Annotated in this window: 19 protein-coding genes; 5 read left to right on the plus strand and 14 right to left on the minus strand. The window is 31.2% G+C overall.

The window, feature by feature from the left end; all coding sequences use genetic code 11:
- Positions 1–58: 58 nt before the first annotated feature.
- From KQI42_RS01985 to kal, 5 genes are all read right to left on the minus strand, one after another.
- On the minus strand, positions 59–463 hold the full coding sequence (locus tag KQI42_RS01985) for a hypothetical protein (protein WP_216516192.1): 405 nt from the start codon (positions 461–463) through the stop codon (positions 59–61).
- Positions 464–559: 96 nt separating this feature from the next.
- Positions 560–1,966 carry a Na+/H+ antiporter NhaC gene (gene nhaC / locus KQI42_RS01990; RefSeq protein WP_216516193.1) on the minus strand — a complete coding sequence of 469 codons (1,407 nt, stop codon included), beginning with the start codon at positions 1,964–1,966 and terminating at the stop codon, positions 560–562.
- Between the two features lie 355 nt (positions 1,967–2,321).
- Positions 2,322–3,725, minus strand: a complete 1,404-nt coding sequence (locus KQI42_RS01995) for a sigma-54 interaction domain-containing protein (protein WP_216516194.1) — start codon at positions 3,723–3,725, stop codon at positions 2,322–2,324.
- A gap of 95 nt (positions 3,726–3,820) precedes the next feature.
- Positions 3,821–4,636: a 3-keto-5-aminohexanoate cleavage enzyme gene (gene kce, locus KQI42_RS02000; protein WP_216516195.1), complete on the minus strand. Its 816-nt coding sequence runs from the start codon at positions 4,634–4,636 to the stop codon at positions 3,821–3,823.
- Between the two features lie 38 nt (positions 4,637–4,674).
- Positions 4,675–5,058, minus strand: a complete 384-nt coding sequence (kal, locus tag KQI42_RS02005) for a 3-aminobutyryl-CoA ammonia lyase (protein WP_216516196.1) — start codon at positions 5,056–5,058, stop codon at positions 4,675–4,677.
- A gap of 351 nt (positions 5,059–5,409) precedes the next feature.
- Here kal and KQI42_RS02010 point away from each other — a divergent pair, with 351 nt between their 5' ends.
- From KQI42_RS02010 to KQI42_RS02020, 3 genes are read left to right on the plus strand one after another with little or no spacing between them, the layout of a single operon-like run.
- The gene (locus KQI42_RS02010) at positions 5,410–6,120 is read left to right on the plus strand and encodes an ABC transporter ATP-binding protein (protein ID WP_246565998.1); all 711 of its coding nucleotides are present in this window, start codon (positions 5,410–5,412) and stop codon (positions 6,118–6,120) included.
- Positions 6,121–6,123: 3 nt separating this feature from the next.
- Positions 6,124–8,178: a COG1361 S-layer family protein gene (locus tag KQI42_RS02015; protein WP_216516197.1), complete on the plus strand. Its 2,055-nt coding sequence runs from the start codon at positions 6,124–6,126 to the stop codon at positions 8,176–8,178.
- Positions 8,171–9,490 (plus strand): ABC transporter permease, encoded by a 1,320-nt coding sequence (locus KQI42_RS02020; protein WP_216516199.1) that lies wholly within the window; start codon positions 8,171–8,173, stop codon positions 9,488–9,490. The genes KQI42_RS02015 and KQI42_RS02020 overlap by 8 nt, the downstream gene beginning before the upstream one ends.
- A gap of 64 nt (positions 9,491–9,554) precedes the next feature.
- Here KQI42_RS02020 and pyrG read toward each other — a convergent pair whose 3' ends face one another.
- Complete coding sequence (pyrG, locus tag KQI42_RS02025) at positions 9,555–11,162, minus strand: CTP synthase (RefSeq protein ID WP_216516201.1); 1,608 nt, start codon at positions 11,160–11,162, stop codon at positions 9,555–9,557.
- A gap of 181 nt (positions 11,163–11,343) precedes the next feature.
- On the opposite strand from pyrG, the gene KQI42_RS02030 reads away from it, so the two are divergent.
- Positions 11,344–14,355: an S-layer homology domain-containing protein gene (locus KQI42_RS02030; RefSeq protein ID WP_216516203.1), complete on the plus strand. Its 3,012-nt coding sequence runs from the start codon at positions 11,344–11,346 to the stop codon at positions 14,353–14,355.
- 25 nt (positions 14,356–14,380) lie between these two features.
- Here KQI42_RS02030 and KQI42_RS02035 read toward each other — a convergent pair whose 3' ends face one another.
- The 7 genes from KQI42_RS02035 to KQI42_RS02065 all read right to left on the minus strand — a co-directional run bounded on the left by KQI42_RS02035 (position 14,381) and on the right by KQI42_RS02065 (position 20,628).
- Complete coding sequence (locus tag KQI42_RS02035; RefSeq protein WP_216516204.1) at positions 14,381–14,869, minus strand: PIN domain-containing protein; 489 nt, start codon at positions 14,867–14,869, stop codon at positions 14,381–14,383.
- Positions 14,862–15,116, minus strand: a complete 255-nt coding sequence (locus KQI42_RS02040) for a UPF0175 family protein (RefSeq protein ID WP_216516205.1) — start codon at positions 15,114–15,116, stop codon at positions 14,862–14,864. The genes KQI42_RS02035 and KQI42_RS02040 overlap by 8 nt, the downstream gene beginning before the upstream one ends.
- Before the next feature lie 142 nt (positions 15,117–15,258).
- Positions 15,259–17,280 carry an S-layer homology domain-containing protein gene (locus KQI42_RS02045; RefSeq protein WP_216516206.1) on the minus strand — a complete coding sequence of 674 codons (2,022 nt, stop codon included), beginning with the start codon at positions 17,278–17,280 and terminating at the stop codon, positions 15,259–15,261.
- A gap of 23 nt (positions 17,281–17,303) precedes the next feature.
- A complete protein-coding gene (locus KQI42_RS02050; protein ID WP_216516207.1) occupies positions 17,304–18,395 on the minus strand; it encodes an S-layer homology domain-containing protein in 1,092 nt (363 codons plus the stop codon).
- 10 nt (positions 18,396–18,405) lie between these two features.
- On the minus strand, positions 18,406–19,197 hold the full coding sequence (locus tag KQI42_RS02055) for a tyrosine-protein phosphatase (RefSeq protein ID WP_216516209.1): 792 nt from the start codon (positions 19,195–19,197) through the stop codon (positions 18,406–18,408).
- A complete protein-coding gene (locus KQI42_RS02060) occupies positions 19,194–19,928 on the minus strand; it encodes a CpsD/CapB family tyrosine-protein kinase (RefSeq protein ID WP_216516211.1) in 735 nt (244 codons plus the stop codon). The genes KQI42_RS02055 and KQI42_RS02060 overlap by 4 nt, the downstream gene beginning before the upstream one ends.
- Before the next feature lie 22 nt (positions 19,929–19,950).
- Positions 19,951–20,628, minus strand: coding sequence for a YveK family protein (locus KQI42_RS02065; RefSeq protein ID WP_216516213.1), 678 nt, complete (start codon positions 20,626–20,628; stop codon positions 19,951–19,953).
- 182 nt (positions 20,629–20,810) lie between these two features.
- Between KQI42_RS02065 and KQI42_RS02070 the strand changes: the two genes are divergently transcribed.
- Positions 20,811–20,978, plus strand: coding sequence for a hypothetical protein (locus tag KQI42_RS02070; RefSeq protein ID WP_216516215.1), 168 nt, complete (start codon positions 20,811–20,813; stop codon positions 20,976–20,978).
- On the opposite strand, the gene KQI42_RS02075 is transcribed toward KQI42_RS02070, so the two are convergent.
- Positions 20,975–22,864, minus strand: coding sequence for a polysaccharide biosynthesis protein (locus KQI42_RS02075; RefSeq protein WP_216516217.1), 1,890 nt, complete (start codon positions 22,862–22,864; stop codon positions 20,975–20,977). The genes KQI42_RS02070 and KQI42_RS02075 overlap by 4 nt on opposite strands.
- Positions 22,865–22,970: the final 106 nt, after the last annotated feature.

Raw genomic sequence — 22,970 nt, forward strand, 5'->3', positions numbered from 1 at the left:
TTTGTGCTAATCCCATTATCAGTTTAACATTATTATTTCTTTGTTTCAATAAAAGCCTTTAAGACCTAAAACTTATTGTAACACTAGGAATACTTTGAACTAATTTTATAATCTCTTCACTATTTTCATCTTGAACAATCAACTTTTTAGCCATAGGTTCTTTAATGAAATAAATTATACAATTATCTTTATGTTTAAATATAGTAATTTCATCAACATCTTGAAAACTAAAATAGTCTCTTTGTTTAAATAAAATTCCACTATAATTGTAGCTAATGCCTTCATTTGATACATAAATTTCCTTATTATAAGTAGAATAAAATAAAAATAAAAGTCCTAAAATGACTTTGTATATTTCTAAATCTTTAATACCTGTAACGACAAAAACTATTCCGAATATAAAAGTTAGGACCTTATATAAAGGCACATATTTAGATTTATCATTTATTTTAATTTTTTCCACAAACAGTTCACCCCTTATAGATTTCTTAAACCAAAATAGTAGTTTAAATAATTTTAAAGCCCCAAATCCTTTGGGGCTATATAATTAAAATAACTATTAATCTACTTTAATTGATTCTATACCATCTTTTTCCTTATAGAAAATGGCAATTCCCATGTAAGCAAATATTATTGCTAAAATAGGATTGATTATATTTAAAAAAGCATAAGGTAAATAAGAAAATGTTGACACTCCAAGAGTTGCAGCTTGATATGCTCCGCATCCATTCCAAGGACATAAAGCTGACCATAGAGTTGCACCGTCTTCTAAGGTTCTTGATAAAAACTTTCTATCTAGATTTCTATCATCAAAAGCTTTAGCATACATTCTCCCAGGTACTATTATAGAAAGATATTGATCTGTAAGAATAAAATCACATATTATCCCTGTCACTATTGTCAAAGTAACCAAGCCGCCTATAGATTTAACTTTAGTAACAATTCTACCTAATATAGCTTCTGTAAAACCTGATTTTTCTAATATTCCACCAAATGCTAGAGCAAATATTATTAAGGATATAGTCCACATCATGGACTCCACACCACCACGATTTAACAGCTTATCTACTACTTCAACTCCTGTTTCACCTTTAAATCCATGGTGAAAAGTTTGAAGTACTTCTCCCAATCCTCTTCCTTGAAAAATCATTCCAAATAAACCGCCTAATCCTGTAGCTGCTAATAAAGATGGTATTCCTGGAATCCTTTTAACTGCTGCAAAGATTACAAACAGTGGTGGCAGCATAAGCCATGGATTTATATTAAAATTCTTCAATATAGTACTTCTAATTAATTCTACTCTGCTAGGGTCAAAGTTTCCAGTACCCATTCTTATTCCAACAATTGCATAGATAATCAATGCTATAACAAAACTTGGCAAGGTTGTAGATATCATTGCCCCGACATGATCATATAAAGGAGTTTCTGCTGTAGCAGCAGCAACATTTGTACTATCTGAAAGAGGTGATAACTTGTCCCCAAAATATGCACCTGAGATCACCATTCCAGCTGCTAAGGCTGGATTAATTCCAAGGCCTTCTGCTATACTCATAAGTGCTATACCTACTGTACCTGCTGATGTCCAAGCGCTTCCTGTTGCAACGGATACAACGGCACAAAGTATTGCACCTGTTGGCAAAAATATTTTAGGAGAAATTAATCCTAAACCATAATAAACCATTGCTGGAACTGTACCCGATGATACCCAGCTTCCAATTAACATTCCTACAATCATAACAATAATAAGTGCCTCTAGTGCTCTATTAATACTTTCAAGCATGCCTCCTAGTATGTTGTCCCAAGTATGTCCAACCTTCTTCGCCATAACTGCTGCAAGAAAACAAGCCAAAACAATTGGTATATGGGGCTCTAACTCAAATTTCAAAATTCCTACTACAATTAATAGCATCATTCCTAATACGGGTACCAAGGCTTCCCATAGTCGAGGTTTCCTAGCTTCTTTCATTTTATTTCCTCCTTTAATGATTTTTATATATATCCTCATAGTATTGCAATAACTATGCCCAATACTTCGAAACCATCAAAGGTGCATAGAAAGGGAATCTTCTTTTTTATATTAAAGTATCTTAGAGAATTTTCGATTTTTTTGCCAATATATCAGCACTTATTTTATTTTTAAATAATTTTTATAATGAAAACTACTTTTTTGCATATAAAAAAGGCTTCTATTGAAACATTGATATATTAAGGAAGCCTTTTTTGAAACCCATTACGGAAAGTCTAAATTAAGGAAAAATAGGACTTTCCTATGGGTTATAAAAAAGTTGCCAATATATTAGCAATTGCTAATATATTGGCAACTATTCTATTTGCCATTTTTTTATTTTATATTGAAGAGTTTGTCGTTTAATTCCTAATAACTTTGAAGCCTCTGACACATTACCCTTTGTTGTCTTCAATGCATCGTTTATAATAACTTTCTCAAATTCTATTACTTTATCCTGATAATCTAAATCTTCTAAATTTAAATCATGTATCTTCTTATCTATAAGATTATTTTTCATATAGTAAGGTAAATAGTCTATATCGACTACTTCACTACAGGCTGAATTTAATATTATATATTTTACAACATTTTTTAATTCCCTTACATTGCCAACCCATGAATAATCTCTAAAGTATTGTTTTACTTTTTTAGATAAGATAGGTTCTTTCACCTTTATAGATTTACTTTCTCTTTTAATAAAGACTTTAGTTAAATAATCTATATCTGCCTTTCTTTCTCTTAAAGGAGGAATATTGATATAGATTGGACCTAATCTATAAAATAAATCTTCTCTAAGTCTATTTCCTTTAATAAGAAGTTCTGGTTTCTCATTGATTGTAGCTATTACTCTAACATCTACCAGTATATCTTCTGTTCCTCCAATTCTTCTAATATATCCTTCTTGCAAAACCCTTAATAATTTTGCCTGTAGATATATAGGAAGAGAATTCAATTCGTCTAATAGAAGTGTTCCTCCCTTTGCTTGTTCAAACAGTCCCATTTTATCTACCGCTCCAGTAAAACTGCCTTTATCCGTTCCAAAAAATATAGATTCTAATAAATTCTCTGGTATTGCAGCACAGTTTTGGGCAATGAAAGGTTTATTTTTTCTCTGACTTCTATTATGTATACTTTGGGCAATTATCTCCTTGCCTGTTCCTGTTTCTCCAGATATAAAAACATTATAATCATATAAAGCCATATCCTTTATTTTATTTATAAGAATTATCAGCTCTTTTTCTATAGTTAAAAAATCTTCAAAGGTATAACCTTTTATTATGTCTTTATCTTTAATTTCTTTTACTTCTTTTTTATGATTCTTATGCTTTTTATCAAGATAATCATAAAGTTCACCAAAAGAATTTTCATTTTTAACATATTCTATAGCTCCAATAATTTTATCTTCCTTTATTATTGGAACATTGGTTGTAACTAAATAAATTACTTCTCCATGTTTATTTACCTGTACTTTTATCCGATTATTGATTCTTTTGCCTGTCCTCAAGCAATTAAGCAGTGTACTAGAACTTTCATTTAAATTGGTATGTATTTCAAGGACATGCTTGCCAATTACTTCTTCTGCTTTTATTCCTTCTATCTTTTCCATAGTTTCATTATAATAAACAAATAACCCATTTTCATCAATTACGCTTATTCCAATGTCTATGTTCCTTAAAATACATGCAAACAATTCTTCCTCTTTTAATTGAGCAATCATGATCAGCCCCTTTAATCATAGATTGAATTTTGGAATGAGAACTGATGACTTTATTAAATAATACCGAGAATATCATCCCCGGTATTATTTAATGTTTATTTTTTTAGTCCTAGAATTTCCCTAGCTTCATCTGGAGTAGCTATTTCTCTGCCTAATTCTTTAGCTATTCTCACTACTTTTTCTACTAATTCTCCGTTTGATTTAGCAAGTACACCTTTTTCAATGTATACGTTATCCTCAAAGCCTACTCTAACATGTCCACCCATTGCTATTCCTACTGCTGCCAATGGCATCTCATGTCTACCAACTCCTGATACAGTCCAAGTAGAACCTGCTGGTATACTGTCCACCATAAAGGATAAATCTCTTACTGTTGCAGCCATTTGTACTCCTAATACAAAGTCAAAATGCATAGGTTCCTTGATAAACCCTTGTTTTGCATATTTAATAGCATAGTCTATCATACCCTTGTCAAATACTTCTATCTCAGGTTTAACTCCTCTTTCAATCATAAGTCTGCCAAAATTCTTGATTGTATTTTCAGTATTTACAAATATTTCATCTCCACCAAAGTTACAAGTACCACAGTCTAGTGTAGCCATTTCTGGCCCTAATTCAGTTGGTTGTAATCTTTCTTCATCTGTCATACCTACTGCTCCGCCTGTGGAAGGTTGAATGATAACATCTGGACATCTTTTTAATATTTCATCTATACACGCTTTAAATCTTGCTTTATCTTGAGTTGGTGTTCCATCATCTTCTCTTACATGTAAATGAATAATACTTGCTCCAGCCTTATATGCAGATTCTGCTTCTCTACCTATTTCTTCTACTGTATAAGGAACGTTTGGATTATGTTCTTTGGTTACCTCTGCACCACATATAGCTGCTGTTATAATCAATTTATCCATAAATATCACTCCTATAAATAATATTTTGAATTTATAAATTATTTTCTGATTTTATCCTTTGGAACAACACAAGTTCCTTCTGCTCTACAAACTACTATTGGCTCTTCTAATACGTCACAGGCTGAATCATTTATGTCTGGTCTTGGAACAATAACTTTTCTAGCTTCAAAAGTCATTTTTCTAGAAGTATTACCTACTTTAGTTATTTCTCCAACTGCTTCGATATAGTCTCCTGCATATACTGGGGCAGTAAATTCTACTTTATCGTAAGCTACAAAAAGACCTTCGTCCCCATCATTTATTATAAGTAATTCCGTAGCTACGTCTCCAAATAATTGTAACATTTTTGCACCATCAACTAAATTACCGCCATAATGGGCATCTCCTGAACTCATTCTTACTCTAATCATAGCTTTTCCCATCTTCTATACCTCCATTACTATTATAGTCAAATTCATTATATCATAAGTTATATTCCTAAACCATATATGTTGATATTAATTATACAAGTTAATGTATTAAAGAATTTTTTAAATTCTAGGTTACAATAATAAATTTATTAAAATCATTTCTTTCCTAGATGTAGCTCAATAAATAAGCTATAATTAATACATGTCTACCTATTTTCCATGTCTTACAAAAATGTAAGAATTAATTAATCTAAATTTAATAGTTATATGGTATATTTTAATCATATTGTAACTTTTTAATGATTAAATACTATGGTACAATAAAACTGGATAATAGCTTATTTTAGGGAGGTGAATTCCTTTTTGGAAGATTTAATAGTCTTAAACAACGTAAGAAAAGTATATAAAATGGGCGATGAAAAAATCGTGGCTCTAAATGACATATCCCTCTCTATTGAAAAAGAAGAGTTTATATGTCTGCTGGGAACATCGGGTTCAGGTAAATCTACGCTTCTAAACATGATGGCAGGTTTAGAAAAACCTACTCGGGGGGAAATAATAATCAATAAACATCACTTGGAAAAGATGAGTGAGAAAGATTTAGCAAAATTCCGCCAACAATATATAGGTTTCGTATTCCAATCTTATAACTTAATCCCTACTCTATCTGCTATGGAAAATGTCAGCTTAGGCCTTACCTTTAGAGGTGTTCCTAAATCTAAAAGAGATAAAATGGCAAAAGAAATGCTTCAAGCCGTAGGATTAGGTAACAGGCTTCACCATAAACCTTCAGAAATGAGTGGTGGACAGCAACAAAGAGTTAGTATAGCTAGAGCCTTTGTAGGTAGGCCACAAATAGTCTTCGCTGATGAGCCTACAGGAAACCTAGATACTAGAACTACTTTAGAAATCATGAATTTAATAACGGGTATGGCGCAAGAGTTCAACCAAACTCTAATTATAGTTACCCACGATGTAGAAATCTCGGATTATACTCATAGAATTGTATATGTTCGTGATGGAAATGTTGAAAAAATTGTAGAAAATGAAAAATTAGCTAAGGGGGAATCTTAAAAGATGAAAAAGTTTTTGAGTACTATTCTAGTACTACTATTAGTATTAACACAACTGCCATTAACAGTTTTGGCTAAAGAAGAAGAATTTGATAAATCTAAACTATTACCTATATTCAGTATTGAAAATACTGATATACCACAAGGGGATGCAGGAAGTACTATATCCCTTTCTATGAATGTAAAAAATACTGGTTACTCTGCTAAAAATGTCTCAATAACTCCGATATTTGAGGGAGAAGGACCTTTTACTGTAAACAACTTAACTAATTCTATAACAATCCCTAAAATAGATGGAAACTCTACTCGAAGTATAAAACTTAATCTATCTATATCTCCTGATGCTGCACCAGGAAATTATCCTATTAAATTAAGTTTTAAATATAAAAACGCTTATGATTATGATGGTACTTATGAAGAAGTAATCTATGTGAGAATTACTGGCAAAAGTACATTACCTAAATTAATAATTCAAAAAGTAAATCCTACACCTGAAATAATAGGTCCTGGAGAAAATGTAAAAGTAAACATTATGTTTGAAAATAAAGGTTCTATAGAAGCTAAAGATGTAACAGTAAAACTTGAAGGATTAAAAAATGATGGTGGACTATACATAGCTTCTGGATCAGATACAGCATATATTAACAGGGTTCTAGGTGGTTCCGTATCTTATGCATCCTTTAATTTGAAAGCTGCCAATAATATAAAAAAAGGCAGTCATGAATTAGATGTAACTTTCTCCTACGGAAAGGATATAAAGGAAACGCAAAAAATATATATAAACGTAGGCGGTAAAGGCGGCCAAAGTTCAAACATATTAATAGAAAATCTTCAATATCCTACTACTGCCATTAAACCAAATAAAGATTTTGTATTAAAATTTGACTTAAGAAATAATGGTTCATTAGAAGCAAGTAATGTTTTAGTAAAAGTTGAAAGTTCAGACCCAGCAGTAGTACCTAAGACTGCAAGCATTAAAAAGATAAACAGTATTCCTGCTAATGAAAAGGAATCCTTAGAATTTATATTTTCACCTACTCCTGATGCTACTACAAAGAACTATCCAATTAATATAACTATAGAATATGAAGATGAATTAAATCAAGGTAGTGAAAATAAATACCAACTTACTCAATATGTAGGAGTATATGTAGAAAAAGCTGGAGATGATGGTAAAGGTAAGCCAAAACTTATTATAGACAAATATAGTTTTGAACCAAACATAACAAATGCTGGCGAAAATTTTGTAATGAATTTATCTTTCTTTAATACTAATAGCCAAAAAGCTGTTAAAAATATAAAAATATTTTTAACTTCTGATGAAAAAACAGATAAAGAAAGTAATAGTGCTGGTGGCAGTGTATTTACTCCAGTAGATAGTAGTAATACTTTCTATATCGATAGTATTCCTCCTAAGGGAAGAATAGAGAAAAAGATTACTATGTTTACTGTTCCAGATGCTCAGGCTAAGACTTATACTCTAACTGCTAACTTTGAATATGAAGATAGTGACGGAACAGAGTTTACTGCAACAGAACTAATAGGAGTTCCCGTAGTACAAAAATCAAAACTAGAATCTGGAGAACTTACTTATTCACCAGAAGCATTTATTGGTCAACCTACTCCTATATCTGTAGAATTTTATAATACTGGTAAGGTAACTTTATACAACATGATGGTTAAATTAGAGGGTGATTTCCAAACAGAAAATGGAAGCTCTTATATAGGTAACTTCAACAGCGGTAACAGTGAATATTTTGAAGGTATGGTAATTCCTAATGAAGCTGGTGAATTAAAAGGTGCCGTAGTTTTCACTTATGAAGACTCCTCAGGTAAAGAACAAGAAGTAAGAGAAGAATTTACTTTAAATGTAGCTGAAATGCCTCCAATGGATGAAAACCCAGACGATATGCCTCCAATGGATGATAAAAAAGGAGGAATCAAAGGACTTTTAAAGAGTAAATGGCTATGGATTTCTTTAGTTATTATAGGTGGTGGAGCTGGAGGATTTGTATTCTATAAGAAAAAGAAAAAGAAAGGTATGGCTATAGATGAGTAGTATAGATTTAATTCGAATGGGAGTTAAAAATCTGTGGAGACGAAAATTAAGAACCTTTCTAACAGTATTAGGAGTTATAATAGGTACTAGCTCCATTATTGTAATGTTGTCCCTTGGTTTTGGTATGAGTGAAGCTTTTAAGCAGCAGTTAGCTTCAATGGGCAGTTTAAATACCATTACTGTTAGCAAAGGAGGAAGATACGGCGGCTTTGAGCAATCTCAAGATAAAAAGAAGAAAAAAGTTACATTAGATGATAAAGCAATAGCAGAATTTAAAAAATTAGATCACGTAACGGCAGTAACGGCTATGGTAGAAGCTAGAGGAACTATTGTTAATGGTAAATATCTAGCTTATGCAAATATTAAAGGTGTTGACCCAAAGGTAATGGAAGAATTTGATTTTAAAATCGGAGAGGGTCGTCTACTGCATGAAGGCGACGATTTATCCGTAGTATTTGGTGGTGGAGTAAAACATTACTTCTATAACCCTAAATCCAGAACTTATAGAGAGCCAAAGATAGACTTAATGAAAGATAGAATGTTTTTTACATTTGATTCAAACTATGGTTATGATATGCCCGGGGAAAAAAAACCTAAATACAAAGAATATAAAATAAAAACTGTTGGAATTCTTCAAGAAGGAGATTATGAAAAAGATTGGAATATTTATATGCCAATAAATGTTGTTCAAAAAATGATGAAAGAAAATGAAAGAATTGAAGGTAATAAATCCCAATCAGGAAAACGTGAAGAAAAAGGTTACCAAACAGTTTTAGTTAAAGTAGATGAAATAAATAATGTTCAAACTGTTCAGCAAACAATAAAAGATATGGGCCATGAAGCTTTCAGCTTAAATGATTGGCTAAATGAAATGAAGAAAACTGCTGGAATTATACAGGCAGTTCTAGGAGGAATAGGCGGCGTATCATTATTAGTAGCAGCTATAGGAATAACTAATACCATGGTAATGAGTATCTATGAACGTACTAAAGAAATAGGGGTAATGAAAGTAATTGGTGCTTCCTTAAAAGATATAAAAAGATTATTCCTATTCGAATCAGCTATGATTGGTCTTCTAGGTGGGATAGCTGGAGTAATCTTTAGCGAAATATTATCCTTTGTAGCCAATAAATTCAGTAACCAATTTGGAGATTTCATGGGTACAGGAGGAGCGGCAAAGATAAGTATTATTCCAGTATGGCTAATATTTGCAGCTATGGGTTTCTCTATCGTAATAGGTATTATGTCAGGATATTATCCAGCAAAAAGAGCAATGAATTTAAGTGCTTTAGAAGCTATAAGAACAGAATAAAATATTATAATAAAAAAACTTCCTCTTTTGTATCTACACTAAAAGAGGAAGTTTTTATTATCTTTTATTTTTCTTGATACTTAATTGCCGCTTTAATAAATTCTCTGAATAATGGATGGGACCTTGTTGGCCTAGATTTAAACTCTGGATGGAACTGAACACCTACAAACCAAGGATGGTCTTTAAGTTCGATAATTTCCACCAATCTTTCATCAGGAGAAACTCCACTGATGATCAATCCTTTTTCAATTAATTTATCCCTAAATTCATTGTTAAACTCATATCTATGTCTATGTCTCTCATAAATAATTTCATCTGCATAAACGTCCATAGCTAAGGTCTCTTCTGCTATTTTACAAGGATATAATCCTAACCTCATAGTACCTCCAAGATTTTCAACATCTTTTTGTTCTGGCATTAAATCTATAACTGGATATGGCGTATTTGATCTTAATTCAGAACTATGAGCATCCTTTAAACCAACTACATTCCTTGCAAACTCTACTACTGCCAATTGCATACCTAAGCAGATTCCTAAATAAGGAATCTTATTCTCCCTTGCATATCTACATGCACAAATTTTTCCTTCAACACCTCTGTCTCCAAAACCACCAGGTACCAATATTCCGTCTACATCTTTAAGAACATCATCACAATTTCCATTATCTATTTCTTCAGCATGAATCCATTTAATTTCCACGTCTACACCATTAGCTATAGCTCCATGTCTTAAGGATTCAGCTACAGAAATATAAGCATCTTTAAGTTCTACATATTTACCAACTAAAGCTATAGTAACCTTGCCTTTTAAATTCTTTACTTTCTCTACAATAACATTCCACTCACTTAAATCTAATTCCTTACATTTTAAATTAAGATGATTTATTACTAATTGAGGCAAGCCTTCTCTTTCAAGCATTAGTGGAAGCTCATAAATAGTATCTGCATCTAAATTCTCTATAACTTCTGAAGAGTCCAAATCACAGAAAAGAGCAATCTTTTCTTTTAAGTCTTCAGATAAAGGCATTTCCGTCCTACATATAAGTACGTCTGGTTGAATACCAATGCTTCTTAATTCTTTAACACTATGCTGTGTAGGTTTAGTTTTAAGCTCTCCTGCTTTAGAAAGGAATGGTACTAATGTTACATGAATATACATAACATTTTCCTTACCTACATCATATTTAATCTGTCTAATAGCTTCTAAAAAAGGTAATCCTTCTATATCTCCTACAGTACCACCTATTTCTGTAATAACTACATCTACTTCTCTATCTTTGGATGCTCTTTTGATTCTTTCTTTGATTTCATTAGTAATATGTGGAATTACCTGAACAGTTCTACCATTGTAATCCCCTTTTCTTTCTTTGTTAAGAACCGACCAGTATATTTTTCCCGCCGTCACATTACTATACTTATTTAGATTAACATCCGTAAATCTCTCATAGTGGCCTAAATCTAAGTCTGTTTCTCCTCCATCATCGGTTACAAAAACTTCTCCATGTTGATAAGGACTCATAGTCCCTGGATCTACATTTATATAGGGGTCAAATTTCTGAATGGTGACCTTAAGTCCCCTACTCTTTAAAAGCTGCCCTAAACTCGCTGCTGTAATCCCCTTTCCTAGGGATGAAACTACACCGCCCGTAACAAATATATACTTAGTAGGCATTTTTCTACAACCTCCTTAAGAATACTACAATCTATAACTATAGTATTCTATCTTATTAAAAATAATATGTCAACGTAGTAGTATTAATTTTTCTGGACATCTTAGTGTAACTAGATTGTAATATTTAAATACCTTATTTTGTAGTATAATAGTAGTAGAATACAAGAAAGGGGAGATATAAATGAAACGAGTATTATCAATAGCAATAGTCTTAGCTTTAGTTTTATCCGCACTGGCTCCTGTATTTGCCGTAGACACAGAAAAAGATCTTTTTAGTGAATCTGGCAAGATCTTAGAAAGTATAGGCGTATTGCAAGGTTCCACTACTGGGGATTTAATGTTGGATCAAAACCTAAAAAGACAAGATATGGTAGTTTTAATAAGTAGACTGTATAAGGAAGAAAATAAAGCAAAAAATTTCCAGGGAAAAAATATATTTAAGGACCTTACAAATAAGCAAAAATTTTATATTCCTTATATTACATGGGCTGTAGATAAAGGTCTAATTGCTGGAATGGATGATAAAACATTTGGATTTAACAAAACTGTTACTGTTCAACAATTTCAAACAGTATTACTTAGAACTCTAGGATATGATGAAGAAGTAAAAGTATGGAATCATGTCCCAGAATTAGCTGAAAAGCTTGGTTTAATGGAAGGGTTAACAAGTAATCCTAAGAGTAATTTGTCTAGAGGTCAAATGTCTGCTATGACAATAAACACTCTAAGACAAACTAAAAAAGGCAGCAGCTTAACTTTAGCTCAAGTTTTAAACCTTAATATACCAGATCAATTGGCTGTAGATGCTGAAGTAAAAGTTGAAAATACTTCTTTAATCTTTGAAGGAACTGCTAAAGGGGCTAAGTCCTTAAAATTACATTTAAGACCAGCTTCTTCAGGAATAACTACTGGAGAACAAATGATTGATGTAAATGTTGATGAAGATGGAAAATTCTCATTAAGAGTTGATAATCTTCAAGTAGGAACTTACCACTATAGATTTACTAGTGGATCACAAAATACTAGTTTTCAATCTGTAACTATTGCTGCTTTACCTTTTGATTTAGCGGAAGTGAAAGCAGATAATTTAAAAGAAATAGCTTTAATTTTTACTCAGCCTGTAGATAAGTCTAATGCTAGTTTTGCTAGCAATTATATTACTACTGCAGGAACTATTAAAGATGTAAGATTTGAAGATAATGATACAAAGGTAATTTTAACTTTAAATGGAGTTATGACACAACAAGGTAAATATAAAGTGTCTGCATTTAAAATTAAATCCACCAGTGGTGTGGAAAAAGAAATAAAAGATAAAGAATTTCAAGCCTTTGATAACCAAATACCGAAAGTATTAGAAGTTAAGCAACTTGGGACAAAAGGCATGAAAGTTATACTTTCAGAACCTGTTAAATCTGCTACATCATCAAATTTTAAAGTTGATGGAAAAAAATTTTCAGGTACTGTTAAATTAGAAAATAATGTTGCTACTTTAATATATTTTTCATCTTACTCTGGATTAGGTGAAGGAAAGCATACCTTGACAGTATCAGGTTTAGAAGACTATGTAGGCCATAGATCTGTAGATCAAGATATTTCCTTCGATGTAGTAAAGGATACTACACCTCCTACTATAAAAAATGCTTCAGCTACTTTAGAAGAAGTGATTATAGAATTCGATGAAGATATAGATCCTAGCTCGGCTAATAAGAATAATTTCTATTGGAAATCTGGATCTATAAAAAAATATGCAAATAATGTTAGATTTGTAGATAACAAAGCTATTGTTGATTTTTCTAATAATAGACTTTCAACTAGCGAAAATGTAATCTATGTTGAAAATGTATCTGATTACTCAGACAATAAAATTAAATCGACTGAAGTAAAAGTAACTCCAGTTATAGATAAAACAAGCCCAGAAGTACTAAGCTACAAAGTGGCTGATGATGGTAAATCTATAACTGTTTATTACAGCAAAAATGTAGATGGAAAAACTAGATCTAATTATTCCATAAAGAATAAGGATGGAAGAACTGTAAGTATTAAAGACATACAAGGTTCTGGTAGAGAATTCGTTATGTCTTTATATAGTCCACTACCAGTAGGATCAAACACTTTAACTATTGAAGGAGTTCCGGATACTACGCCTCTTAAAAATCCAGTAGCCCCTTTCTCAGCTGTAATAGATATGAACGATGTAGAAAAACCAAAGATGATAAGCCATACAGGCTATGGAAACTACATACTAATTCACTTTAGCAAACAAATGGATATGACTACTGTAGGTAATCCAGAAAACTATATAATGAATTTTGATGGAAGACAGCAATACTTACCAACGGATACTCAGTTTACTCCTGGAAATGATGGTAAATCAGTAACCATAACCCTACCTGAACAAATAAATAATAAGAAGGTAGTTATAGGCACAACAGGAAACTTAACAGAATTAGATATTAGAGGATTAAAAGATATCAATGGAAATGACACAGATCCTTTACTAATGAAAATTAAATTTGATGGAACTTCCTCAGGTAAAGCAAAAGCTATAGATTATTATGGTGATAATTCTGGTAGACAGGGAGTTTTATTAGAGTCAAATTTGATTAAAGTGAAATTTAATCAGCCAATAATATCAGCTTCAACCAGTGATTTTACTATAACAGGAAGAACTATTTATGATGTAGTAGTAGATGGTTCACCAGAAATAACTATTCATTTAAATGACAGCGATGACACCAGCATTCCATCAGGTGCTTTAAGAATCAACTCTAATAATAAGATGGAAACTTCTATTAACACAGGAGTAGAATCTACTATCCTTTCTCTAGTAGATAAAGTACCTCCTAGAGTAAAGTCTAATATTGGCAACCTAAATGTTTACGGAAACCAAATAGAATTACCTTTTACAGAAGCTTTAGAAGATGAAGGTGCTGGTCTATACAAAAGAGATTTGGAAATCATTCGATTATCAGATGGACATGTATTAAGTAGAGATGATTACAGAACATCTTTAAAATCTTCAGATAAAAGTATAATAGTTATAACTATAGAAAACAGACCTGTAACTTCTGGTTATTCCGTAAGAGTAGTTGGAGAAAATTCTTCAGACTTAACCTATATAAGAGATAAAGCTGGTAATTTAGCTTTAGAATCAGGGGATTATTATAATACAGGTAGAGATATCTATAGATAAAAAATAGGGTCAATCGACCCTATTTTCATTGTTCTTTAGCTATTTGTAAAACATCCTTATACAACTTTTTATCAATGTATATGTGTTCTTCAATTAAATTATCTAGCAATGGTTTTATTTCTTTTATAATTCCAGATTCTTTAGCTTTCAATAAAATCCCCATTGTTCCTGTTATTCTTATGTTTAAATATTTAGCATATTTTCTTGCTAAAAAATCATCTATTATACATATGTCTGCTTCCATCTCTCTTGCTAAAATCATGACCTCAACTTCCCCTTTATGGAGACTTGTTAGAAATAACTTCTTAGCTTCTTCATTTTTTATTTCTTTAATTATAATAAAATCATTATTTTGTATAAAGTTATTATTTATCTTTTCCTTTCCTCCAATGATTACTTCTTCATAAACTCCATAAGGTATATATATTTTTCCATAAAGTTCTTTTAAAATATTTAGCTTGCCTATTTTTTCAAGAGCGATAATAGGAGTAGAATTGGCTATTACCTTAAGCATTTCTTATATCCTCAAAAAGCTCTTCTTCTTCTAAATTGAAAATAGATACTTCATTAAGTGCCAAATATTCAATAAAATCTTCTTTATTCATTTCTGCAAGTTCACAACATTGGCCTAAGGAAAGTTTCCTTTCTTTATAATATTTAACAGCTATCGTTTTTTTCATTTCTAGTACTATATTTTCACTACTTTCTCTTAAAGAAAGCAGTATTTCCTGTGGAAGCTTGATATTTGTATTTATATACATATTAACACTTCCTTTCTTTTATCTTCCTATATTTTATTATATCATTTTTTTATTTTTATAACTAATTAAAAAAATAACTTACTTATTATAACAAAGAAGGAATAAGTATAATTTACTTATTCCTTCTTTAAAAGCTGCTTTATTATTTATTATATACTCTGTAAATAGCTGTAGCTGATTCAGCTCTTGTAGTTGTATTTCCTGCATTAAAGTTGTCATTAACTCCTTGCATAATCTTAGCTTTAGCTACTTTAGCAATAGCTTCTGTAGCCCATGCTGGTATAGCCTCTACATCCTTGTATTGACCTAATAAAGCTTCAATTTCAGTTTCCTCAACTTCCACATCTAATATATTGCTTAAAATTACAGCCATTTCTGCTCTTGTGATTTCTTTGTTTGGTTTAAATGTTCCATCATCATATCCGCCAGCTACTCCTAATTTAACTATAGTAGCTACATAATCTGCATGCCAATCATTTTCTTTAACGTCTGTAAAGCTTCCATCATACTTTTCTAATTTAAGCTCTAAAGAATTAATAATCATCTTAGCAAATTCTGCTCTAGTAACTTTTCCTTCTGGTCTAAATGCTCCATCATCATATCCGCCTACTACATTTTTAGCAGCCATGGATTCAACATATAGTTTTGACCAATGAGATTCAATGTCTGTGAAAGTCTTATTTGATTCTACAACTACATATTTACTGAAATGTTCTAATACTAATACTGCCTTGTTATCTTGGATCTTACCAGTAACAAATTCTAAAGTATTATCTTCTTCATTTAAGTAATATACAGCAAGCTTATCATTGTTTCCTAATCCTTTAATGTCTACTTTTACAGTAATTGGAGCATCGAAAGTAGAAACAACAGTTTCTTCACTACCTTTAACGATTACTAAGCTTAACTCTACAACTCTCTTAACGTCAGCATTTTCAACTTCTACTTCTTTACTAACTTCTGCTATTCTTAATTCTAATTTAGCACCTGTTGGTATAGTAGTTTCTTTTAATGCATCCTTTGGTAATCCAAATTCTACATCGCTAGTTACTACTTTTAAGTCAACTTTCTTTTCTTCTAAAGCCTTAACCACTTTAACTGGTAAACTTACTTTAACGTCTAAGCCTTTAACATGGTCTAATTTTATAACTAATACGGCATCTCTATCTGCTCCTGCTTTTTTCCTTAAAGCATCAATAGCTTTTACTGTTTCAAATTCTTTAACTTGAACGTTAGTACCTTTAGCACTTGTAGTAACTGTTGCATGTTCTTTTCCAACAGTTCCAATAACAGCACCTTCTGTAGGTACTTCTATAACTGGGTCTGGTGTTGAAGTTCCTGGAGTTGATGGTGTAGTTGATGTACTTCCACCGCCACCACCTGTGCTACTACCTGAATCTGGTTTTTCTGTATCTACTTCTACTTTAGTTATTAATTTAGTCTCATAAAGTAATTTTCCGGCAGCATTTAGTAAAGTTTCTGATAAAACATTTACAGAGGAATTAAGTAAGCTAGTAGCTATGTTTTTATGAATTTCTTTTAGCGGTTCATCTGATTTCCCTGAAATGCTTTTATTAGCAGTAGATATTTGACTATCAGTAACAGCTAAATTAAATGAAATCCACTTATTAGTCTTCATACTATAATTACCTGAACCAATTTTTTCATTAATTAAAGCACTAATTACGTTAGTAAGTACATTTATTTTTTCATCTTTTCTATTTGCATATTTGTTTATACTATTTTTCGTCTCTTCTGGTAAAGCATTATATAAGCTTTGTAAAAGTGTATCCAATTGACCACTTACACTATTATAGTCTAAGTTAGTATCTTTAATAATACTCTTAATCAATTCTTTGTTATTATCTAGCACACTAATAATACCTTTCACTGTAGCTTCTGTAATACCTTTTGCATTTAAATAATTTTTATATTCTACATTATTAGTTACATTTTTATAGATATTTTCTGTGTTATTTAATACTGCCACAACTACAGCTATTGCATCATCAGCATTAGTTCCACTCCTTATAGGTTCAAATTTCGCTCTTAATTCATTAAACAATTGCTCTTTTGGATCTAATTTTTCTGCATTAGCAATAATAGGTGTAAATACACTAATTATCATTGCTAATGCTAACATTAATGATAGTATTTTTTTCATAGTCATCCTCCTTTTATTTTAACTTATTTACCCTTATTTTTCATAAGGTCGTACAACTTTTTAATAATTTCAGCTGCTTCTCCTCTTGTTGCAAAGTCCTTAGGATTTAAGGCAGTCTCTGTTCTTCCTTCAATAATCCCATATTTCACCCCATAAAACATATCTGTGGCTGCCCAAGAAGATATTTTATCTGCATCTTTATACATTAAAACATCTTTATTTATTGGATCTAGAGTAAAGGTAATTTTCTTATCATTTAATATCCTCATAATAATAACTACCATTTGTTCTCTAGTCACTTTATTATTAGGTGAAAAAGTAGTAGGACTTGTCCCTTCAATGATTTTGTTGTCAAAAGCAGCCTTGATGTATTCATAATACCAACCATTAACCTTTATATCTTTAAAAGCTAAAGGTTCATTATTGGCTGATTTGATACCTAGAACCCTACAAATCAAAGTCATAAACTCTGCACGAGTTAAATCACCATTAGGATCAAAAGTATCCTTAGTTTTCCCTTCAATGATCCCTCTTTGAGCTAAGTAAATAATACTATCCTTATTCTTATGTTCATTAATATCTTTAAAGTTTACTTCTATTAATTCTTCTTTTTTAGGATTTTCTTTTATGTTACCTTGTTTAGGGTCTGTTGTTATAGCTGATCCTCCGCTAGTGCTGCCTCCACTACTTCCTGTTCCTTCTGGTGCAGGATTAGTTCCCTTTCCGGCACTAGAAACTAAATCTCTTATGCCATTAGAATCACCATTAGATAGGTGGTCAATTAAAAGCATCCTTTCATCCATACTCCAGCCATTAAGCCTGTCTAACTCTGCCTTAACATCATCAAGGCTATATCCTTTTTGATGAATAGTTTTAATATGGTTTTCGTTTAAGAAAGAGTCTAAATCTCTCTTTAAATCTCTAATTCCACTGTCACTATCTTCTAAATATACCTTTAGTACTGAGGCTCCTGTTTCCCTTTTATCCTCACTTACTTTTGACAGCTGATCTAAGAATACTTCCAAAGCTCCATCTGAGGCACCATAGGAAACTGTAGTAGATAAACTACTTGCTGATATTAAAGCTGCTAAAAATATTGCTACTTTTCTCTTCATGTTTCACCTCCTAGAATATACCTATTTTATTCTTTAATAATTTAAAAAAACCTTTTTTCTCCTGATATTTTATAGGGTCGGATACAGAAATATTTTGGTCTTCCAACAGAAGATTTCCATTTAAATAAGTGATTCTATCAAAATCCTCCTTAGATACCATAGTGCTTAATATTTCTAATCCCTTAGCTACTTTAGGAGATCTTCCCCTATTGGTATGGGCATCAGTGGCTACAAAATGAATCATATTATGTTGAACCAATATTTCAGCTGTAGTTTTTATACTGCTGCCATACTTTCCTTCTAAGCTCGGAAGATTTAGCTGAGCTAAAGCTCCCATGGTTATATATTTATAAAGGATATTAGGGTCTTCAATAATCTTACTATTTCTTTCAGGATGAGCTATTATAGGGATATAGCCTTTTAAAAGCATTTCATAAATAATATTTTCAGCATATAAAGGAATATCAAACATAGGAAATTCCATAAGAACATACCTTGTCCCATTTAAAGTTGAAACTTTTTCTTCCTTTATATATTTTATTATATCCATAGAAACATAAATTTCATTTCCTAGATATATTTCTAAGTCTATCCCTTCTTTATATAGTTCTTCTCTTAATTCAGATAAAGCTGCTTTATTATCTTCTAAAGAAGTATTCTTACTACCTTCTATATAATGAGGAGTAGCTATAACCTTATTTATATTATTTTCTAAATATATTTTAGCCATATCTATGGACATATCCATATCTATAGATCCATCATCTACCCTAGGCAATATATGACTGTGAATATCTATCATTTAGCTCGCCTCTTTTTCCCTTTCTTATTATCATCTTCTTCATAATAAGAGTAATTATAATATTGATAATAATGATATTTATAATATCCTCTTCCCTCTGTAGGTACTTTGTTTAATATTACTCCTATTATATTGGCATTAACCTTTTCTAATAGTTCCTTTGCTCTTTTTACTACTTCAACATCCGTTTGTCCTACAGCAGTTACTAATATAGTTCCGTCGACTATGGTAGACAAAACTGCACTATCTGTAACCAAGCCTATTGGTGGAGTGTCTAATATAACCATATCGTATTCTTCTTTGATACTATCTAAAAAATCTTTCATCCTTTTAGAACCCAATAGTTCTGCAGGATTTGGTGGTATAGGTCCTGAACTAACAATATAAAGATCTTTTAATTCTTCACTATTATGTACTACTTCAGATAGTTTCTTTTCTCCTACTATTACATTAGTAAGCCCTTCTAAATTACTTAATCCAAACACTTTATGAACCCTTGGCTTTCTCAAATCACAATCTATTAATAGTACCTTCTTTTCTCCTTGGGCAATAGTATTAGCTAGATTAGCAGCAATAGTACTCTTCCCTTCACTAGGACTTGATGATGTAACCACTATGGTCTTTATATCCTTATCAATATTTGAAAATTGAATGTTTGTCCTTAAGGTTCTAAATGCCTCTGAAACTGGAGACTTTGGATTTGTTTGAGTAATTAATTTATCTTGTCTCATTTCTTCACCTCAAAATTTAAAATTATTCATCTTTAACCATTGGTATAGCCCCTAGTACTGGCAATCCTAAATGTTTCTCTATATCTTCTGGAGTCTTTAAAGTATTGTCCATATATTCAAGTAAAAACGCTAAAAATACCCCTGCCATAATACCTAATATCCCTGCTATAGCCATATTAAGCTTTGGTCTTGGCTTAACTGGATTTTCTGGAGGCTGAGCCTTGTCTATTACTTGTACATTTTCTACTTTCATTATAGTTTTTACACTATCCATAAAGACTTCAGCAGTTTCATTGGCAATCTCTGCTGCTAACTTTGGATCTGTATCCATTACTTGAATCTTGATAATCTCTGTATCTTTAACTAAATTTACATTTACCTTTTCTGTAAATATTTTAAAACTCATATCTAAATTTAAATTTTTAATAACTTGATCTACAACGACTCTACTCTTTACTAGTTCTCCATAAGTAGATACAAGTTTTTGATTTAATAAAAGTTCATTATATTCTAGTTTACTTTCACTTTGATAATCTTTTGGCTTTCCTACCATTAATGTAGTAAAGGTTTGATATTCTGGTTCTAAGACAAAATAACTAACAATACCACTAGTTGCTACAGCAACAATTGTTAATATTAAAATTAATCCTAACCTCTTTCGTAGGATAAAAAAATACTCTCGCAAACTAATTTCTTCCATCCTTGTAATCCTCCCCTACTGTGACATAAGCACATATAATTATTGTATCAAAACTAAAATATATTTCTATCCTCCTAATAGTCTATTTTGTCATAATAGCACTAAAATCCTATTTACATTTTGCATTGCTATAGTATAATACTATGTAGTTCGACATATTTCGATTTATTGGAGGTTTAGTTATGACTTTTGTTAATGCTATAAAAAAAATTTCTAAAAGAAAAAAGGAAAAAAACTATTATAATTCTGACTACATATTAAACGCAAAAGAGAAACAAAGTCTTCTTGTAGCTACCTTCATAATTCTTTTCCCTATAATCATTACTGCTGTATTAGTTTTAGCTAATTAATCATAGGTAACTGCTGTTTCTTTTTGACCTGTAAAAATAATATCTTCTTCTATAAGAGAAACTGGTTTAAAAGGTCTATAAGTAGGCACTATTTCTGCTAAAACATCTTTTATTTTCATAGAACTTTGGCTTCTAACAGCATTTTCTAATTTGAAAATATGATTCATCAACTTATTATTATCAAACTCCATTGGCTCCTCAATATATATCTTATTGTGACTAGTCTTAGTCATTTCCTCTTCATTTAAAAGAATCTCTTCAAAAAGTTTCTCCCCTGGTCTTAGACCAGTTATTTTTATGGGAATATCCACTTCGGGCTGAAATCCTGAAAGTCTTATTAAATCCTTAGCTAAATCCATAATTTTTACAGGCTCACCCATATCTAAAATAAATATTTCTCCTCCAGTAGCCATAGCTCCAGCCTGTAATACTAACTGACACGCTTCTGGTATAGTCATGAAGAACCTGATTATCCTTTCATCCGTTACAGTAACAGGTCCACCTTCAGCAATTTGTTTCTTAAACAAAGGTATTACACTTCCATTACTGCCTAACACATTTCCAAACCTAACAGCTACATAGTCAGTATTGCTAATATAATTATAAGATTGTATGATCATTTCACAAATTCTTTTAGTTGCTCCCATTACATTCGTTGGGTTTACTGCTTTATCTGTAGATATAAGGACAAACTTATCTACATTATATTTATCGGCAGCTTGTACTACATTTAAAGTGCCAAAGACATTGTTTTTTATAGCTTCTCCTGGATTGTTTTCCATTAAAGGAACATGTTTATGGGCTGCTGCATGGAATATTATTTGTGGTCTAATCTTCTCTAATACTTCATCTATTCTAACTTTATCTCTAACCGTTGCTATAATGACTTGAAGTTTTAGATCTTCATACCGTTTTATAAGCTCATTTTGTATATCATAGGCATTGTTTTCATAAATATCTAATATAATTAATTCTTTAGGGTTAAATCTAGCAATCTGTCTGCATAGTTCAGAGCCAATAGATCCTCCTCCACCTGTAACTAAAACTCTTTTCCCTTCAATGAAATTAGATAGTTCCCCTAAATTTAGCTTTACTTCTTCTCTACCCAAAAGGTCTTCAATTTGAACATCTCTTATTTTAGTTACATTAACTTTACCATCAATAAGCTCATATACTCCTGGCAAAATCCTTGTTTTGCAATTAGATTTCTTACATTCATTTAAAAAGTATTTTCTATCTTCTACTTTAGCAGAAGGCATTGCAATAATTATTTCATCAATTCTGTATTTTTCACAAACTTTTAATACATTATTTCTATTTCCCACAACAGGAATACCATTAATGTTTTTTCCCTTTTTCTTTGGATCATCATCTATAAAAGCTACGGGTTTGCTATGTAATGTTTCATGGTTTCTTAATTCTTTAAGTACTAAAGCTCCTGCTGCACCTGCACCTATAATAAGGATTCTTTTGTAATCACTTTCATTTTTAATACCGTATTTTAGCCTTCTAAATACTCTATAAAAAAACCTACTTCCTCCAACTAAAGCCATATCCAATATTAATACCATAGCATAAATACTTTTCGGAAGTCCTGCCTGTGATAAATACATATATATTCCAATCAAAACATTTGCAACAATAGAAGCTCCTACTACTTCTATCATTTCATCAATACTAGCGTATTCCCATAAGCTTTTATATAACTTAAAAAGATAAAAAACAACTAATTTCATAGATGTAATAGCTATAATATGGTTTAAATAAATTTTCATATAAGATAAATCTAGTACTCCTTCAAACCTAATATATAGGGCTAATATGTATGCAAGGTTAATAGCTATTACATCTAAGAACATAAGAAAAACTATACGTCTTTTTTTCATCTATAACCCCTTCTTCTAGTTTAATTTTATAATTTAGTTGTTAAATTAACCCATGCCAATTCATACCAATTATATTTTATCAAATTCTCCTTCATTATTCTACCAT

This window comes from Tissierella simiarum (assembly GCF_018917865.1).
Classification (GTDB): domain Bacteria; phylum Bacillota; class Clostridia; order Tissierellales; family Tissierellaceae; genus Tissierella_C; species Tissierella_C simiarum.

Coding starts and splice junctions, on each gene's coding strand:
- KQI42_RS02070 (WP_216516215.1), top strand. CDS start 20,811: ATGACTTTTGTTAATGCTATAAAAAAAATTTCTAAAAGAAAAAAGGAA.
- pyrG (WP_216516201.1), bottom strand. CDS start 11,162: ATGCCTACTAAGTATATATTTGTTACGGGCGGTGTAGTTTCATCCCTA.
- KQI42_RS02020 (WP_216516199.1), top strand. CDS start 8,171: ATGAGTAGTATAGATTTAATTCGAATGGGAGTTAAAAATCTGTGGAGA.
- KQI42_RS02075 (WP_216516217.1), bottom strand. CDS start 22,864: ATGAAAAAAAGACGTATAGTTTTTCTTATGTTCTTAGATGTAATAGCT.
- kal (WP_216516196.1), bottom strand. CDS start 5,058: ATGGGAAAAGCTATGATTAGAGTAAGAATGAGTTCAGGAGATGCCCAT.
- KQI42_RS02040 (WP_216516205.1), bottom strand. CDS start 15,116: ATGTATATAAATACAAATATCAAGCTTCCACAGGAAATACTGCTTTCT.
- KQI42_RS01995 (WP_216516194.1), bottom strand. CDS start 3,725: ATGATTGCTCAATTAAAAGAGGAAGAATTGTTTGCATGTATTTTAAGG.
- KQI42_RS02035 (WP_216516204.1), bottom strand. CDS start 14,869: ATGCTTAAGGTAATAGCCAATTCTACTCCTATTATCGCTCTTGAAAAA.
- KQI42_RS02045 (WP_216516206.1), bottom strand. CDS start 17,280: ATGAAAAAAATACTATCATTAATGTTAGCATTAGCAATGATAATTAGT.
- kce (WP_216516195.1), bottom strand. CDS start 4,636: ATGGATAAATTGATTATAACAGCAGCTATATGTGGTGCAGAGGTAACC.
- KQI42_RS02015 (WP_216516197.1), top strand. CDS start 6,124: ATGAAAAAGTTTTTGAGTACTATTCTAGTACTACTATTAGTATTAACA.
- KQI42_RS02030 (WP_216516203.1), top strand. CDS start 11,344: ATGAAACGAGTATTATCAATAGCAATAGTCTTAGCTTTAGTTTTATCC.
- nhaC (WP_216516193.1), bottom strand. CDS start 1,966: ATGAAAGAAGCTAGGAAACCTCGACTATGGGAAGCCTTGGTACCCGTA.
- KQI42_RS02060 (WP_216516211.1), bottom strand. CDS start 19,928: ATGAGACAAGATAAATTAATTACTCAAACAAATCCAAAGTCTCCAGTT.
- KQI42_RS02065 (WP_216516213.1), bottom strand. CDS start 20,628: ATGGAAGAAATTAGTTTGCGAGAGTATTTTTTTATCCTACGAAAGAGG.
- KQI42_RS02050 (WP_216516207.1), bottom strand. CDS start 18,395: ATGAAGAGAAAAGTAGCAATATTTTTAGCAGCTTTAATATCAGCAAGT.
- KQI42_RS02055 (WP_216516209.1), bottom strand. CDS start 19,197: ATGATAGATATTCACAGTCATATATTGCCTAGGGTAGATGATGGATCT.